Source organism: Nocardia jiangxiensis NBRC 101359 (assembly GCF_000308615.1).
Classification (GTDB): Bacteria; Actinomycetota; Actinomycetes; order Mycobacteriales; family Mycobacteriaceae; genus Nocardia; species Nocardia jiangxiensis.
The window spans coordinates 737,119-753,182 of sequence record NZ_BAGB01000041.1 but is presented as its reverse complement, the minus strand read 5'-3'; the positions used below and the strand labels follow the sequence as shown (position 1 = coordinate 753,182).

Genomic DNA, 16,064 nt, shown 5'->3' with positions numbered 1-16,064 from the left:
GTAGAGGTGGATCAGCGCGGTACTCATCCGACCGGCACGGAGCCGGACACCAGGGCCTTGGCGATCACGGTCCGCATGATGTCGTTGGTGCCCTCGCCGATCGACATGAGCGGGGCGTCGCGGTAGTAGCGTTCGATGTTGAATTCGCTGGCGTAGCCGCCGTGCACCCGCATGGCCTCGAGGCTCGCGGTGATCGCGGTTTCGGAGGCGAAGTACGTGGCCATGCCCGCCTCGGCGTCCACCCGCGCACCCGAATCCGCCTTGGACGCAGCCCAATACGTCATCAGCCGGGCCGCCTGCAGTTGGGTCGCGATATCGGCGAGTTTGAGCTGGATGGGCCTGGAATTCGGCGATCGGCCTGCCGAATGCGGTGCGTTCGCGGGCGTAGGCGAGCGCGGCGTCGTAGGACGCCTGGGCGATGCCGACACTGCGGCCGGCGATTGAGCCGCCCGATCTCCAGTCCGGACAGCGCCTGCTGCATTCCGCGACCCTCGACGCCGCCGAGCAGCGCCGACTGCGGGACGGTCACGTCGTCGAGGAAGATCTCGCAGGATTCGGTGCCCTTGTAGCCGAGCTTGCCCAGGTCGCGCGAGACGGTGAAGCCGGGCGTCGTGGTGTCCACCAGCAGAATGCTCATGCCCTTGTGCGCGGGCTGCGCGGTCGGATCGGTCTTCACCAGTACCGGAAGCACATTCGCGTGCCGGGCATTGGTGATCCAGGTCTTGGTGCCCCGGATGACGTAGTCGTCACCGGATTTCGTGGCGGTGGTGGCGATGCCCTGCAGATCGGTGCCCGCGCCGGGCGCGGTGAGCCCGATTCCGGTGCGGCACTCCCCGGAGGCCAGGCGCGGCAGCCACTGCCGCTTCTGTTCGGCGGTGCCGTGCTTCGCGATCATCCAGCAGGCCAGATTGTGACTGCCCAGAATGCCCGCGATTCCCATCCAGCCGCGGGCGATCTCCTCGTAGGCCAGGGTGAAGGAGACCATGTCCAGTTCGAGCCCGCCGTACTCCTCGGGTGTGGTGATGCCGAACAGGCCCATCTCGCGCAGCCGGGCCACGATCTCGGTGGGGTAGCGGCCCGAACGCTCCCATTCGTTGGCGACCGGGATGATCTCCTTCTCGACCAGTTGCCGCAGGGCGGCGCGGAAATCGCGCTGGTCGTCGGTGAAGCTGAAGTCCATGAGGTGAATCCGTTTCTGCGAGAGCGAGACCGGCGTGCGGTATCGCGAATCAGTGGTCGGCGAGCTGTGCGGCCGCGAGTTTCAGTACGGTGGTGACCGATTCGATTTCCGACAGGCGGAATACCGTGTGCGCCAAGGCTTCTGCGTCGGGTCCGCCGCCGGTGTTCGCGAGGAATTTGGCGCGCACTTCGGCATCGTCCATCGGTAGGGCCGCGGTGCCGCGACTGCCGGTCCATTCGGGCGGCGCTGGAACGCACTGCGCGGTCACTGGAGGGCCTCGGTCACACGATCGAGCACGAGCCGGTGCCGCATGCCGAATCGGCGCAGGACGTGGTGTACACGCTGATCTATTCCGATGCCGCCCGGGTGCACGCCGAGCGGCTGCGCGACGACCCGCACAGCTTCCAGGCAGCCACCAGGGAGCGAATCTCGTTGGGCCTGACCATCTCCGACGATCAGCGCTCGGCGGCACTGCGGCAGCGCGACGTGTTCCGCGCGGCGATGGCGGAGTATTTCCGTGACACCGACGTCATCGTCACTCCGGCCATGCCGATCGACGTCCCGCCGATCGACGACAGTGCGGGCGTGCTCGGGCAGTCGCGCCGAATGGGCCAGCTCACCTACCCGTGGTCCTTGCACGACGGTCCCACCCTGGCCGTACCCATCGGCTTCCATCCGGTTTCGGGCATGCCCATCGGCGCCCAGTTGACGGCCGCGCGGGGACGGGAGGCGATCCTGTTCGCTCTCGCCGAGCAACTCGAGGGCCTGACCCACCTGCACCTGCGTCGCCCGCCGATATCGGTCGACCAGACCGGATGATCTCCGGGGTGCGGATCCGGAAAATCCAGCGGCACAGCCATTTCCGTGCTTGACGGCTACTCGCTGTCCGGCCGGTAGGACTTCGGATCTTCAGGGTGAAGGATGGTTCGCCCAGTGCGCGGCAAGTACATCGCGATGCGGATCGGTCGCCGGAATCCAGACGGGCCCGTCGAGACCTTCGAGTGTGAACTCGGCCGACAGCTGTTCGGCATGTTCGCGCAGAGCTGCGACACTCGGTCGCTGTTCGTCGGCACGGGTGATCAACGACCAGCACCACAGCGGCGCCGGATCGTGGATCGGCCGTGCCCGCAGGCCCGCGGGCAACGGGGTCGGATGGCGTTTGGGGGAGGCCAGGACCGGTGCGTCGAGCCGCTTGCAGTGCTGATGGAATGCGGCGCCGGTGATACCGCCGTCATCGATGCGCAGCAGGCGGCACCCGATCGACTCGGCGAACTCGATCGCGAACTGGTTCCACGCATCCCAGGACGTCAGATCGGAATCGACCAGTACGGTGAGTTCCCCGGCGGCGACCGATGTCGCGCCGACCCGGGGTGTGACGGCGAAAAGCGGTTCGGCCCACAGCAATTGGTAGTCGAGCCGCTCGTCGCGATGCGGAGCCCAGGCGACGGCGGCGTCCAGACCGCCGTCGAGCACTCGTCCGATCTGGACGTGACTGGGCATCACCCACTCGTCCAGCCGTGGATCCGAGCCGGGGGAGGAGAGCAGCTTGTCGGGCAGCCAGCTCACATAGCCCAGGCGCAGCGGCCCGGTGGTTCCCGCCAACCGACGCTCGGCCGCGGCAGCCAGTGACAGGATCTCGCGGGCGTCGGACAACAGCATCGTGCCCGCGGAGGTGAGTTCGACATGGCGGCGGTCCCGCTCGAACAGTGTCACGCCCAGACTCGCCTCGAGCGCCTTGATCTGCTGGGACAGCGACGGCGCCGCGATGTAGAGCCGCGCGGCGGCCCGGCCGAAGTGCAGCTCCTCGGCGACGGCGACGAAGTAGCGCAGCTGCCGCAGTTCCATCGCCTCAGACTAAACCCGGTGTTAGGCACAGCCTATGAGTGTCAGCACACCGGTCGTGGACGGCGCGGACCGCGCGGCACACGATCACAGACATGAACACAGCCCCAGCCTCGACAAGTACCCGGACTCTCGGAGCACGGCTCGGCCTGGCGGCGATCTGTCTCGGGTTCGGCATGGTCACGCTGGACGCGACCATCGTCAATGTCGCTCTGGGGCCGATCGTTTCGGATCTGGGCGGCAGTCTGTCGGCCGCGCAGTGGATCGTCAACGGGTACACGCTGGCCTTCGCGGCCCTGCTGCTGAGCGCCGGAGCGCTGTGCGACCGCGTCGGTGCGCGGGCCGGATATCTGATCGGGCTCGGCGTCTTCGCGCTGGGCAGTGCGGTGTGCAGTGCGGCGGGTTCGATGGAGGTACTCGTCGCCGCCCGGATCGTGCAGGGCGCCGGCGCGGCCTGGCTGATGCCGTGCTCGCTGGCGCTGATCGCGCACACGTTCCCCGATCCGCGGGAACGCGGCCGAGCGCTCGCGGTCTGGGGCGGTGTCTCGGGGATCGGCCTGGCGAGCGGGCCGATCCTCGGCGGCGTGCTCACCGAGACGATCGATTGGCGCGCGATCTTCCTGGTCAACATTCCCGTCGCCGCGATCACCGCGTGGCTGCTGGGCCGCCGTGTGGCCGAAACCCGTCGGCATCGTCACCGGCTCGACGGGATCGGCCAGACGCTCGCCATCACGACCCTCGCGACGCTGACCGGCGGCTTCATCCTCGCCGGACAGGACGGGTGGCTCGCGGACGCACCGCTGATCCTGTTCGGTGCGGGCGTGGTGTCGGCTGTAGCGTTCGGGGTCAGCCAATCCCGGGTCCGGCATCCGATGGTGGACCCGATTCTGTTCCGCCGCCGCACTTTTCCGGTCGCGATCGCGATAGGGGCGATCTTCAACTTCTGTCTCTACGGAATGTTGTTCTGTCTCGCGATCGACCTGCACGACAGCCATCACCTCGGCCCGTTCGCGACGGGTATCGCGATGCTCCCGATGACGATCATCATCGGGCTGACCGCCTTCCGCGCCGCCCGCGTCGTGGCACGCATCGGTGAATGGCGGGCGATCACCGCGGGTCTGCTCTGCGCGGCCATCGGCGCTCTGCTCGTCGCCCTCCTGCCCACTCGCGCACCGGTGTGGGCGCTGGTGCTGTGCACGCTCCCGATCGGCCTGACTTCCTTGGCGATGCCGTCGATGACCGCCGCGGCGCTGTTCGGCGTACCCGCGGACCGCGTCGGTCTGGCCTCCGGCGTGCTGAACACCGCGCGCCAGACGGGTGGGGCGTTCGGTGTCGCGGTCCTGGGCGCGCTGCTGAACGTCACGGGCATGGTCTCGCTGCACGTCGCGTTCGGCGCCGTTCTCGTGACGTACCTGTTCGGCGTGAGCCTGTCGATCATCGGCAGGCGCATGCGGGACCGCACGACGCCGTGATGACCGGGCACCGCGGCATGCGCTCGGTCCTCCAGCGCTATTGACCAACTCCGCGCAGCTCGCTATTTTGGAACAAAAGTTAGGTTCCCTAGGGCGGTCCGCCCGGCCTTCGGCCCGGCCGGACCGACGTGCACGCTCGCGTGCGCCCCGACTCGACCAGTACCCCGAGATCGAATCCATTGCCCGCCTGGCCGGTTGATGCCGCCGGTGCGGTGTGGAAAGGCGGAGAAAATGCATGAATTGGTCGAAGCGGACCCGTATTACGACCCATACGATTTCGCGATCGATGACGATCCGTATCCGGTGTGGCAGCGATTGCGTGCGGAAGCGCCGCTGTATCGCAACGACAAATACGGGTTCTATGCGTTGAGCCGATATGCGGATGTCGCCGAGGGCCTGCACGATTGGCGGACATTTCGTTCGGGGCGCGGTACCGTGCTGGACATCATTTCCAGCGGGGTGCAGCTTCCGCCGGGGCTCATTCTGTTCGAGGATCCGCCCTCGCACGATGTCCACCGCAGGATTCTGGCGCGGGTGTTCACGCCGCGCCGGATCGCGGCCGTCGAGCCCATTGCCAGGCAGTTCGCCGTCGCGGCGCTGGACCGGCTGGGCGGCGCGCACGGGTTCGATTTCATCGCCGATCTGGGCGCCGCGATGCCCATGCAGACCATCGGCGCGTTGCTCGGAATTCCCCAGCAGGACCAGTCGACGATTCGCGACACCACCGACCGCATCATTTCGCTGGAATCCGGCGAACCGGGGGAGGGAATGAAAGTCGAACCGCCGAATCTCGAGCTCATCGCCGAATATGTCGACTGGCGTGCGCGCAATCCCTCCGACGATCTGATGACCGATTTGATCAATGCCCGAGTCGAGGACGCGGACGGCACGGAAAGGCCGCTCACCCGCACCGAGATATTGACCTATATCAGCATGATCTTCGGGGCGGGGAGTGAAACCACCACGCGGCTGATCGGATTCATCGGGCAGTTGCTGTCCGAGCATCCCGATCAGCGACGCCAGCTCGTCGCGGACCCCTCGCTCATCCCCGGCGCCATCGAGGAGGTGCTGCGCTTCGAACCGCCCTCGCCGGTGCAGGGCCGCTACGTCGCGAGTGCGACCGAGTACTACGGCCACACGGTCCCCGAGGGGTCGGTGATGCTGCTGCTCAACGCCTCGGCCAACCGTGACGAACGCCGGTACGCAGACCCCGATCGCTTCGACATCCACAGGCAGGCAAGCCATGTGAGTTTCGGGTTCGGCCTGCATTTCTGCCTCGGCGCCGCGCTTGCCCGGATGGAGGCGCGCGTCGCGGTGGAGGAGGTCCTGCTCCGCTGGCCGGACTGGGAGGTCGACTACGCGGGCGCGGTCCGGGCACACACCGCCAGCGTCCGCGGCTGGGCGAAATTGCCGGTCGTGACACGGTGAGCGTCGAGGGGCCCGTACGACGCGGGCCCCTCGTATCATCTTGTCCGGCAACAGGTTCGGAGCACGCGGTCACCGAGGCTGATTCGGCACGCCCGGAAACAGTTGCGCCGCGGGCCCGGCGGTCACCCGCCCTTGCATCTTCGTCACCAGATGGGGTGCGAAGACCGCGCCGTAGAGCGCGGTGCCCAGAACCACGATCCCGACTACCGACAGCACCGAGGACCGCACACGGTCCGCCGACAGCCGGTCGGCCAGCACATCGATGACGGTGCGTCCCTCCGCATCGGTCCGACCCAGCACATAGGTGAAGACCATCATCTGCACGCCCATCGCGAGGGCGTCGTAGACCGGGTATTGATGTTTGGTCCCCTCCCACAGCGCCAGTCCGTGGATCACACGGCCGTAGTAGAACACCCCGAGTCGCGCACCGAGGATGGCATTGAACAGGAATGCCCAGACGAAACCGACCACCAGGCCGACGACGAGCAGAGTCTGCGGTCGGCGCCGGCGGAATCGGGCGATCAGCCACCGCCCGAGCGCCGCGCCGAGCACCGCGGGCAGCACGAAGTAGGCGATGTAACCCGGTGGCACCGCGGCGGGCAGTCCGCCCCAGGTCATGTTCAGCGGCCACCACGACGGCATGCGCGGGATGGCGGGCGGGAACTGCGCGTAGACGGCCCAGTCGTAGGGCGCCTCGATCCAGGAGAACGAGATCGCCGAAATGCACAGCAGCAGTAGGGGATGCAGCCGACGACGGCGACAGGACAGGTACACCCCGGCGGCCAGGAATGCCAGTCCGCCGACGTAGGCGAAACCGATGGCGGCCTTCAGCAGCGGTGTCGAGGTCACCGTCATCGATCACGCTCCTGGTTGCGCCGGGCTTCCGGGTCGAACCGGTACGCCACGCCGAAGATGACGACGACGAGCCCGAACAACGTGCCCAGCATGATGCCTGCGCCCATGTCCGCACCCCCTTCGAAACGAGCTCCGGAGAGCTTTGGATAGCAGCCACTATCCTAAATGAGGACAGTGCGCACTGTCCTATAATTTCGCCAACCGTCCAGAGCTGTTTCCAGGAGCGAACGATCGTGCCCCACAAGGCTTCCGGTCGTAGCGGCCCGGCCGATCCGCCGACCCGTCGGCCTCGCGGCGAGCCGCGTCGACTGCTGCTCGACGCCGCCCGCACCCTGTTCGCGCGGCAGGACTACCGCAGCACCACGACTCGGGAGATCGCCGAGGCGGCCGGTGTGAGCGAACATCTGCTGTTCCGCAACTTCGGTTCGAAGGCGGCGCTGTTCCGCGAGGCCGTGGTGCTTCCGTTCACCGGCTTCGTGGACGAGTTCGGCCGCACGTGGCGAGCGGTCGTCCCCGACGAGACCGACGAGCAGGACCTGGCTCGGCAGTTCGCCGGACAGCTCTACGACCTGTTCGTCGAGAACAGAGGTTTGGTCATCACGCTGCTGGCAGCCGAGGCTCTCGCCCCGGAGGAAATCGAGGACACCGGCATCGCCGACATCAGGCGCGCGCTCGACGCGCTCGGTCGGATCAGCGCCGAAGGTATGCACCTGCGGGGCGTGCGGTCGGACCATCCGGCCCTGGCGGCGCATTCGACGGTCGCGATGATCGCCGGGATGGCCGCCCTGCGCTCGACCTACTTCGGCGCCGAGCAGCCGCCCCGAGCGGCGATCGTCGAGGAACTCACCCAGGCGATCCTGTACGGCTTCCTGCACCGGCACGGCTGACCGGAGAGGCCGGTTGCCAGGCGCGGCGGTCCGAGCTAATTTGTAAACAGTACTGTTCTGTTTATAAATTCGACGAGAAGGGAGCCGGCCATGGAGGTGCTGATCGTCGGTGCGGGGCCGACCGGATTGACCGCGGCCTGCGGGTTGCTCGAGCGCGGGGTCGCGGTGCGGGTGGTGGACAGTGCGCCGGGACCCGCGACCACGTCGCGGGCGCTGGGTCTGCAGCCGCGCGGGGCGGAGGTGCTGCAGCGTCTCGGCGCGCTCGGCGATCTACCGCAGCGCGCGGCCGACGTCCGCGGAGCGGGGATTCACGTGAACGGCCGCAAGATCGTCGACGTGGGCGCGGCGCTCGACGCCGCGGGACCACGGCTGCTGTGGATCCCGCAGACGGAGATCGAGGCGCAGTTGCGCGAGCGGTTGGCCGCACTCGGTGGACGGGTCGAGTGGAACAGCCCGTTGCGCGGGCTGGTGCAGGACGCCGACGGGGTGGAGGTGGATCTCGGCGGCGAACAGGTGCGTGCGCAGTGGGTGATCGGCTGCGACGGCGCGCACAGCCAGGTGCGCAAGAGCGCCGGGATCGGATTTCCGGGATCGCAGTTGACCGAGCGGTTCCTGCTCGCCGATGTCCATGCCGAACTGCCCGGCCGGGGTCGGGTCATGGGGATATTTCTCGGCGCGGGTGGCCAGTTCGTGGCGATGCCGCTGCCGCATCCGGACGGTGACCTGTGGCGGTTGATGGCCCCCGTCCCCGGCGATCACGGCGACGATCCGGACGAAGAAGAGATCCTGAAGTTGTTGTGCCGCTTCGCATCCGAGCGCGCTGGGATCCCGGATCTGCGCATCGACCGCGCGGTGTGGACCTCGGTGTTCCGCTTCAACCGCAGGCTGGCCGATACCTATCGCCGCGGCCGGGTGCTGCTGGCCGGGGATGCCGCGCACATCCACTCACCGCTCGGCGGCCAGGGTTTGAACACCGGTATCGGGGACGCCGAGAATCTGGCATTCAAGCTGGCCTTGGTGATCAGCGGGCGAGCCGGAGTCGGCCTGCTGGATACCTACGCCGCCGAACGACGACCGATCGCGGAATCGGTGCTGTCCGCGACCAGCATCGGCACCAGAATCGGTTTCGCCGAAACAGCCACGGGCCGAAGGCTGTTCGCCACGCTGTCGCCGCTGCTGCGCATCCCTGCGATCCAGCGTCGGCTCACGGGCGCGGCCTCCCAGCTGGGGATCAGCTATCGCAACGGGCCGTTGGCCGCTCCGGCGGTCCGGCGTGCGCGGCGCGGCGCGCAACCGGGCGATCGCGTGCCGAACATCCTCACCCGCGACGCCGAGGGGCATGACGCCCCGCTGCACAGCCAACTCGGCACCGGCTGGGCGGTACTGGCGAGCGGCAACGCCGCCGAGTACCTCCGTCAGGCAGCGAAACGACTTGGCGCAGAACAGGTCCGGACTTTGACCCCGGCAACCGGAACGCTACGCGAGGTCTGCCTCGTCCGCCCCGACGCCCATCTCGCCTGGCGGGGCACCAACGCGCAGGAGTTGGGCCGCTGGTTGGATACGGCACTGTGCCACAACGAACGGAGGCCGGTGTGAGCGAGACGGTGCGCAGGGGCGTCGCATGAGCGAGGAGACGGCCGCCGCCTCGCGCGGACGTCCCCGCGATCCGCGGGCGGACGAGGCGATCCTGCGTGCGGCGCTGGAGCTGTTCATCGAATACGGTGCGGACGCCACCAGCATCGACCAGGTCGCCAAACGCGCCGGTGTGGCCCGGCTGACCCTGTACCGGCGCTGGCCGAACAAGGAGGCGCTGCTGATCGCGGCCCTGGACCGGGCGCGCGATATCGACGACCTCGCGCTCTACCGGCAACTGCTGGACACCGACACCGAACCCACCGAACACGAATTACGCAGTGCGGTAACGAAACTGCTCGAGACGTTCACCGAGGTGGTCACCCGCACCGACATGCGCCGCCTGATCGCCCGGCTGATCGGCACCGCCTCCAGCCACCCCGAACTGCTGCGCACATTCTGGGATACCTACCTGCAGCCCCGTCGCGAACTCACGCACGCGGCCCTGCGCCGCGCGATCGAACTCGGTGGCCTGCCGCCCGGCACCGACCCCGAACTACTGCTGGACACCGTGGTCGGCACGGCCCTGTTCCCGAGCCTGCTGTACCCCGACCCGCCGAGCGAGGAATCCGTTCGCGAGCGCGTGTACGCGGTACTCCGCCAACTCGGCATCGAGCCTCCGGCGTGAGTACCCGGAGTGCCGGAGGCCGATCGCTCCCGGTCGGGGAATCGGCTGCCTGATCAGAGAGGCGTCAGTCCGAGTCGGCTCCGGGCTTCGGCGTAGAGATCCGTCGGCAACGGTCCGCGAGCGGCGATCGCGATGTTGTCGCGCAGGTGCTCGAGATTGCCGGTTCCGACGATCGTGCTGGCCACGTCGGGATGACTGATGGTGAAGCGCAGGACGAATTCGTGGCGGCTCATACCGTCGAGCAGCTCATCGAAATGGGCGGTCGCCCAACGATCCTGGGCCGAGGCGCCGGACGAGCTCAACGGTTCCACCGTGAAGTTCCGCTCCGCCGACGCCGTACCGCGCGCGGTGCCGCCGCGGATGATCACACCGGCCTCCGCCTGCGCCGCGCGTGTGATCAACGCGTCGTGGTCGGGTTGCAGCGCCGAATAGGGGATCTGGAACTCGTCGAACACGTCCATCTCGATGTGCTCGGGCAGGTGGGGCAGTGTGCCGGACATGCCGATGAAGCGCACCTTGCCCTCGTCCCGCAGCGACTGCAGGGTCTCGATGGTCTCCGCGGCCGCCATCTCGCTGCGCGAGGGCGACAGATGCACCTGAAGCGGAAACGCGATGCGTCGCGTGACGGGGTCATCCTGGAGACGACGTTGGATGTGCTGGCCGAAACCGGTTACGAGCGAATGACCACCGATATGGTGGCCGCCCGCGCCGGCGCCAGTAAAGCGACGATCTACCGGCGGTGGCCGTCGAAGGCCGACCTCGTCGTCGATGCGGTGGAGAGCCTGCGTGCCGAACCGGCCACCGTCGCGGCCGACACCGGAACTCTCGCCGGGGATCTGGACTCACTCCTGGACGCGTCCGGCAATCCTTCCGCAGCGAGAAAGTCCAAGGTCATGATGGGTCTGCTGTCGCTGATGTCACACGACGCAGACCTGTCGGGCGCCGTCCGACGCCGCATCGTGGGTCCCCGCACCGAAGCGATCCGAACCGCCGTCGAACGAGAACAGGCGCGCGGCGGAATCCGCCCGGACCGCGACGCCGGCCTGCTCGCCTCGGTGGTCGCGGCCATGCTCGCCTACCGCTCGATCGTCACCGGCGAGCCTGTCGACCGCCAGTTCCTGACAACCCTCGTGGACGGCGTGCTCACCGACCGGTAACCAGTAGTTACCAACACCTGCTCACACCTGGCGGGCGAGGCCGACGGCTATCTGGACGCGGGATTGCAGATCGAGTTTGTTCAGGATGCTGGACACGTGCGTCTGCACGGTCCGCCTGGACAGGAACATCCGAGTGGCGATTTCGGAGTTGGATCCGCCCTGGGCAACCAGTTCGGCGACCTTCTGCTCGGTGGGGGTGAGTGCTTGCCAGCCGGTCTTCGGCCGTTTGCGGGGGCCGCGCGATCCACGACGGACACCATGTTCGCGCAGTCGCGACTCGGCTCGCGAGATATCCCATTGGGCGTCCATGCCCGCGTACGAACGCACCGCCGCGTCCAGAGCCGACCGAGCGTCCGCGGTTCGGCCGTGGCGCGCGAGGATCACGGCGAGTTCCTCGCGGGCCTGTCCCTCGTAGAGCGGGCGTCCGGCGCGGTGGAAAGCCTGCGCCGATTGCTCGAGCAGTTCGGGCTGGTCCAGGGACAATCCGCGGCACAGCAACACCGTGCCGCGCCTGCTGAGCGTCGAATAGCGGGCATCGAGCGTCTCGGCCGCGGTCGATATCTCGTCGAGCACCTGTCGGTTGTCCGATGCCACCGCCAAGCGCGCGACATCGGGATAGGCGTAATACACGGTCGAACCGGCCAGCCCCGACGCCAGCTTCCGACATGCCTCGGAGAGGATGTCCAGGGCCTCGGCCGGCTTGCCCCGAGATTCCAGCAACAACGCGTCGACCCAGGAATCGAAGTGCAGATACGTCTGGCTGCCGACCCGGTCGTCCGGTCCCGCCCAGTTGAGACCCGCGTCGAAAGTGCCTCGGTGCACCGCGATCAGCGCGGTCATGCTGTTGGTCACCACACCGTGGCCGAAGATGTCCGGCAAGCCTTGGCGCGCAAGGATTTCGGCGAGCGCATCGTCCCAGCGGCCGCTCAGGAAATACAGCCGCGCTCGCGACACCAGATGCAGTCCACGGTTCTGCAAACCATCGACCACGGCGTGGCCCAGAATCTCCTCGGCTTCGGCAGCCCGGTCGAGTTCGATCAAGGAATGCGCTCGAAGCACGTACGGATCGAGCTGATCCAGGCGATTCCCGGAGCGCTGACATGTTTCGTACGCGGCGGCGACCCGCTCACCGAGTGCGAGAGCCTGGTCCAGGTAGCCCTGGGTGTACCGCAGTCCACCGAGGGTGGTGCAGCCCATGCCGACGGTCAGCGGGTCGTCGAGATCGTCTCCGATCGAAATGGCTCGCGTCGCGGCTTGTTCGCCGACATCGAATTTTTCGGCGAAGAAGTAGAACAGGGCCAGGAACGCGTTGTAGAGGCCCTCTTCCCACTGGGTCAGGCCCGGCTGGGCCAGTACGAGGTTCGCCGTGGCGGCCGCGTCGTCGAGCCGGCCCTGAGCGTAGTAGGCGCGCACCAGCAGCCACTGCAGTGCTTTGTCGTTCGCCGAGCCCGGCGCGGTGGGGGTTCGGCTCGCGAGGATGGCCTTGGCCGTGGTCTCCGCTTCGGCCGCGCGGCCGTTCCACAGCAGAGCCCGGACATGCTGAACCCGAAAGTGCTCGTGGGCCGTTCGGTCCGATCCGGAACCGGCCACCACCCCGGCGAGCAGATTGATGGCCAGTTCGGGGGCCCGAACGGTGAGCGTGTCCGCGGTTTCGGCCAGCCATCGCAGGCTCTGGTCGTCCAGGGGAGCGTCGCCGGCCAACAGATAGTTGGCGATACGTTCGGCCGGGGCGCCCGCTGTGATCAGCACGCGGCCCGCGCGAAGTTGCAGCGAGGTACGGGCCGACGTGGGCAGTTGATCGGCGAATACCTGACGGAGCAGATCATGCCGAAAGACCAGCTCGTCGCCGGATTTGACCAGCATGCCCGCCTCGGTGGCGATGCTGATGGCCTCCCAGATCTCCATGACCGCCAAGTCCAGGACCGTCGACAGCTCCATCGCCTCGACGCTGGTGCCGAGAGCCGCGGCCATCGTCAGTACCTGCTGCGCCGTGCGAGGTAGGAAATCCAGTCTGCGCTCGACGGTTTCGGTCAGCGACTCGGGCAGCGGGAACCGCTCCGGCTGCCCCGCGGGAGCTGTCACCAGCTCGGTGATCTCTCGGCCGACGGTCAGTGCCTCTGCCTGCTGTAGGCCTGCCACCAGCTCGACAACATAGAAAGGGTTACCGCCCGCGCCTGCGACCGCAGCGGTCAATGCCGGGCCGGGCGCGGCGCCGAGCCGGTCTTCGATCAGAGCCGCGACCTCGGGTTCGGTCAGCGGTTTGAGCTGCAGCTCCGTGGCGCCCCAGGCGTAGAACTGCTTCAGCAGGGCGGCCAGGCTTTCCCCGCGCGGCAAGGGCCGCATCGCCAGGACGATCATCAACGGGAGTTCGGTGACCGTCTCGCCGAGTCTCTCCAGTGCGGCCAGGCTGGACGGGTCGGCCCAGTTGGCATCGTCCAGTATCAATATCACCGGACTCGTGGTGCACCATTGATCCACCAGGGCCAGCAGCGCCTCGACGACGGCGAAGTGTCGGCTGAACGCACCGTCACCGGGCAGATCGACGCCGCGCAGCAACGAATGAAGTTGTGTCGCAGAAGGATCGAGCGTGCTCTGGCCGATACCCAGGCACCAGCCGAGCGCGGCGTAGGGCACCTCCTGCTCGATTTCCGCGGCTGTGCCCCGGAGCAGCCGTGCCCCGTGCGAGGACGCCGATCGGCTCACCGCATTCAGCAGCGAGGTCTTGCCGATTCCCGGCTCGCCGCTGATGATCACGATCCCGCCGTGCCCCGCCGCGGCTTGCTCGGCAATTGCGGAGATCCGGGCGAAATCGTCCTGCCTTCCTACCAATCGGTTGCTTCCCGTTCGATCGCGGCCGAGTCCGGCGTCGGGTGCTGCCGGGTGATCGGCGCCTCGCACGACAGGAGAATCGGACGACTCGGACGAAAAGGAACTGCTTGCCACGCCTGCGATCCTGCCACGCGCCCAATCGAAACTCTCTGCAATACGGAAACAGTCGAACCCGCCACGCCGGGCGCCCGGCGCGGCGCTCACCGCGCCGCGTTCCGTCGACGAGATCGGGCCGCCGCGGGATCTCGATCGGGCTGCGGGTCCGTGGCCTGTTCGGTGGCAACTCCGACTGTGGCAGAACAACTTTCGCCGAGTAAGTGCGGCACCCGACGGCCGGGCGCTGTGTGCTCGATGGATCGGCGCGGTAGTCGGCGTCTTCGGTTCGGCGGCGTATGTCCCGCTCGGGCCGCCCCCCCCCGCGCCGCGCCGCAGGCCCCGCTGTCGTGGAAGTCGAGGTATGTCACGGGAATTGCTCGACACGCGGGCGATCGCGGCCGGGGTCACCGGCACATGGGGTTGCAATTTCAACTCGGACCGGCGCAATTCCGGTCACGCGGTGACGGCCTGGTGATAAAATTCAGGTCTCCGATAGGTGACCCGGGATGCGTAGCGTCGGCGAATCCGGTTCGCTGCCTGCGGATCTCGTGGCGCCACTGTGGTGGACGCAGCCGAGACCCCGATATGGAACCGAAACACGTTCGCTACCAGTTCATTCAGGCGACCTCGGGACGAGCGGATTGTCGGACCACCCGAGTAACTTGGCGGTTATCAGCGCCCGATCGAAAGTCTCTGGGGCAACGTACTGAAGGGGGCGGAGGGCCGTGTCGAACATCGACGAGCGTATCCGGATGGCTGTGGAATGGCTGCGCGGCAGCCAGATACCCCATCTCAGCGGGGGTGCGGGCTGGGGCTGGATTCCCGATGTGCCACCCAATCCGCAGAACACCGCCGAGGTGGTCTGCGTTCTGCATCGCGCCGGGTGCGAAATCCCGCGTGCCGCAAAGGTCGCCATGTTGGTCCGGGCAACGGTCGTGCAACGGCCGAACGGCGACGAATGGTACTTCCGTACCCCGATCGACGTCGCGTGGCGCATCCGCGCGCTGCGCTGCCTCGAGGTCGAGGAGTCCGATCCCGATCTGGCCGGAGCCGTGCGATCCCTACTGGACCAACAGGATTCCGAAACCGGCGGATGGCGGATATCGGGCTTCCTCGGCCCGGTATCGATCACCGCGACCGCCGCCGCGGTCGAGGCGCTCATCGGTGACGGCGGCGTCGACGGTGAACGGCACCAAGCCATCTCGCGCGGCATCGGCTATCTGGTCTCGGCGATGTATCAGGACCCGCGTTCGCTGCCGATCTACGCGGCGGCGCACATCGCCGCCGTGCTCGCTCGCCCCGAGATCGTCCGGATCGGTGACAAGCGTGCCGAGCGGGCGTGCGCGCTGGCGGTGAAACGGCTGCTGACCGGGCTGCGCCGAGACGAATGCGAGATCGAGACCGAGATCTTTCGCCGTGACGATCTCGTCGACACCTGGCGTCATCTGACCCTGCATCTGGCGGTCGGTGCGGTGATAGCCGCCGACAGCCGCACCATTTTCGATCCCGCGGTGCGTGCGGCGATCGTCGCCCTGCTCGATTTGCAGGAGATGGACGCGCTGGCCATCTATCGGGGCGGCTTCCGCATCTCCGACGAGGGCCCGGTGACCTCCTACGCCACCACGCAGGCGCTGGAAGCCCTGCTGCAGGTGCGCCCGGCGATCAACGAACGAGTGAACCCGGCGAAGGTGTACGACGAGATCTGCCGGGCCGACGGCGCCCATCGCACCGATCCGCAGGCGATCGCCTCGGTGCGCGGCCACCGCATGTTGATGAATTCCACTGCCGGAGAAGCGTTGTTGGTACTCGGCGCGGCGGCCGGTATCACGGTGTTCGCGTTGGCGGTGGGCTTCGACACCGTATACGGCACGATCGTCAGCCGGGCCCTGGTGGTGTGGGGCACGGCGCTGATCGCCTTCGGCACCTACTGCGGGCTGGCCACGCATTTTCCGCGATTACCGAAAAGACGGGTGGCGAGTGCGGTGTTCGCCGCGTTCACCGCCCTCGTACTGCCCGTGGTCACCTATCTGCTGACCTAGCCTATGGCCGGTCCGATCG

General features: G+C 67.6%; 13 protein-coding genes and 1 pseudogene. 8 read left to right on the top strand and 6 right to left on the bottom strand.

Features of this window, described 5'->3' with window-relative positions:
- Window positions 1-23: 23 nt before the first annotated feature.
- Window positions 24-1,180: pseudogene (locus ON40_RS17610) on the bottom strand (acyl-CoA dehydrogenase family protein).
- 49 nt (window positions 1,181-1,229) lie between these two features.
- Window positions 1,230-1,382 carry a hypothetical protein gene (locus ON40_RS54615; RefSeq protein ID WP_245567847.1) on the bottom strand — a complete coding sequence of 51 codons (153 nt, stop codon included), beginning with the start codon at window positions 1,380-1,382 and terminating at the stop codon, window positions 1,230-1,232.
- On the opposite strand from ON40_RS54615, the gene ON40_RS17600 reads away from it, so the two are divergent.
- Window positions 1,322-1,999, top strand: coding sequence for an amidase family protein (locus tag ON40_RS17600; protein WP_306305391.1), 678 nt, complete (start codon window positions 1,322-1,324; stop codon window positions 1,997-1,999). The genes ON40_RS54615 and ON40_RS17600 overlap by 61 nt on opposite strands.
- A gap of 90 nt (window positions 2,000-2,089) precedes the next feature.
- On the opposite strand, the gene ON40_RS17595 is transcribed toward ON40_RS17600, so the two are convergent.
- Entirely contained in the window at window positions 2,090-3,025 is a 936-nt protein-coding gene (locus ON40_RS17595; RefSeq protein WP_051193203.1) for a LysR family transcriptional regulator, read from the bottom strand.
- Window positions 3,026-3,117: 92 nt separating this feature from the next.
- Here ON40_RS17595 and ON40_RS17590 point away from each other — a divergent pair, with 92 nt between their 5' ends.
- Window positions 3,118-4,494 (top strand): MFS transporter, encoded by a 1,377-nt coding sequence (locus ON40_RS17590; RefSeq protein ID WP_063713025.1) that lies wholly within the window; start codon window positions 3,118-3,120, stop codon window positions 4,492-4,494.
- A gap of 231 nt (window positions 4,495-4,725) precedes the next feature.
- On the top strand, window positions 4,726-5,922 hold the full coding sequence (locus ON40_RS17585) for a cytochrome P450 (RefSeq protein ID WP_040824479.1): 1,197 nt from the start codon (window positions 4,726-4,728) through the stop codon (window positions 5,920-5,922).
- Between the two features lie 69 nt (window positions 5,923-5,991).
- Here ON40_RS17585 and ON40_RS17580 read toward each other — a convergent pair whose 3' ends face one another.
- Window positions 5,992-6,777, bottom strand: coding sequence for a spirocyclase AveC family protein (locus tag ON40_RS17580; protein ID WP_040823712.1), 786 nt, complete (start codon window positions 6,775-6,777; stop codon window positions 5,992-5,994).
- 233 nt (window positions 6,778-7,010) lie between these two features.
- On the opposite strand from ON40_RS17580, the gene ON40_RS17575 reads away from it, so the two are divergent.
- The 3 genes from ON40_RS17575 to ON40_RS17565 all read left to right on the top strand — a co-directional run bounded on the left by ON40_RS17575 (window position 7,011) and on the right by ON40_RS17565 (window position 9,924).
- Window positions 7,011-7,664, top strand: a complete 654-nt coding sequence (locus ON40_RS17575; protein WP_040823710.1) for a TetR/AcrR family transcriptional regulator — start codon at window positions 7,011-7,013, stop codon at window positions 7,662-7,664.
- Between the two features lie 90 nt (window positions 7,665-7,754).
- Window positions 7,755-9,260: an FAD-dependent monooxygenase gene (locus tag ON40_RS17570; protein ID WP_040823708.1), complete on the top strand. Its 1,506-nt coding sequence runs from the start codon at window positions 7,755-7,757 to the stop codon at window positions 9,258-9,260.
- Window positions 9,261-9,285: 25 nt separating this feature from the next.
- Window positions 9,286-9,924, top strand: coding sequence for a TetR/AcrR family transcriptional regulator (locus ON40_RS17565; RefSeq protein WP_040823706.1), 639 nt, complete (start codon window positions 9,286-9,288; stop codon window positions 9,922-9,924).
- A 53-nt stretch (window positions 9,925-9,977) separates the two neighbouring features.
- On the opposite strand, the gene ON40_RS17560 is transcribed toward ON40_RS17565, so the two are convergent.
- Window positions 9,978-10,520 carry an aldo/keto reductase gene (locus ON40_RS17560; RefSeq protein ID WP_245567846.1) on the bottom strand — a complete coding sequence of 181 codons (543 nt, stop codon included), beginning with the start codon at window positions 10,518-10,520 and terminating at the stop codon, window positions 9,978-9,980.
- Here ON40_RS17560 and ON40_RS17555 point away from each other — a divergent pair.
- On the top strand, window positions 10,515-11,081 hold the full coding sequence (locus ON40_RS17555) for a TetR/AcrR family transcriptional regulator (RefSeq protein ID WP_040823704.1): 567 nt from the start codon (window positions 10,515-10,517) through the stop codon (window positions 11,079-11,081). The genes ON40_RS17560 and ON40_RS17555 overlap by 6 nt on opposite strands.
- A gap of 21 nt (window positions 11,082-11,102) precedes the next feature.
- Here the strand turns inward: ON40_RS17555 and ON40_RS17550 are convergent, their stop codons facing one another.
- Window positions 11,103-13,910 (bottom strand): helix-turn-helix transcriptional regulator, encoded by a 2,808-nt coding sequence (locus ON40_RS17550; RefSeq protein ID WP_169541868.1) that lies wholly within the window; start codon window positions 13,908-13,910, stop codon window positions 11,103-11,105.
- 848 nt (window positions 13,911-14,758) lie between these two features.
- Here ON40_RS17550 and ON40_RS17545 point away from each other — a divergent pair.
- A complete protein-coding gene (locus ON40_RS17545; RefSeq protein WP_157186320.1) occupies window positions 14,759-16,045 on the top strand; it encodes a prenyltransferase/squalene oxidase repeat-containing protein in 1,287 nt (428 codons plus the stop codon).
- The last annotated feature ends 19 nt before the right edge of the window (window positions 16,046-16,064 follow it).

Excerpts from the sequence above, each read along its gene's own strand:
- ON40_RS17580 (WP_040823712.1), bottom strand. The coding sequence starts at position 6,777 with ATGACGGTGACCTCGACACCGCTGCTGAAGGCCGCCATCGGTTTCGCC.
- ON40_RS54615 (WP_245567847.1), bottom strand. The coding sequence starts at position 1,382 with ATGGACGATGCCGAAGTGCGCGCCAAATTCCTCGCGAACACCGGCGGC.
- ON40_RS17555 (WP_040823704.1), top strand. The coding sequence starts at position 10,515 with ATGCACCTGAAGCGGAAACGCGATGCGTCGCGTGACGGGGTCATCCTG.
- ON40_RS17585 (WP_040824479.1), top strand. The coding sequence starts at position 4,726 with ATGCATGAATTGGTCGAAGCGGACCCGTATTACGACCCATACGATTTC.
- ON40_RS17570 (WP_040823708.1), top strand. The coding sequence starts at position 7,755 with ATGGAGGTGCTGATCGTCGGTGCGGGGCCGACCGGATTGACCGCGGCC.
- ON40_RS17545 (WP_157186320.1), top strand. The coding sequence starts at position 14,759 with ATGGCTGTGGAATGGCTGCGCGGCAGCCAGATACCCCATCTCAGCGGG.
- ON40_RS17590 (WP_063713025.1), top strand. The coding sequence starts at position 3,118 with ATGAACACAGCCCCAGCCTCGACAAGTACCCGGACTCTCGGAGCACGG.
- ON40_RS17565 (WP_040823706.1), top strand. The coding sequence starts at position 9,286 with ATGAGCGAGGAGACGGCCGCCGCCTCGCGCGGACGTCCCCGCGATCCG.
- ON40_RS17595 (WP_051193203.1), bottom strand. The coding sequence starts at position 3,025 with ATGGAACTGCGGCAGCTGCGCTACTTCGTCGCCGTCGCCGAGGAGCTG.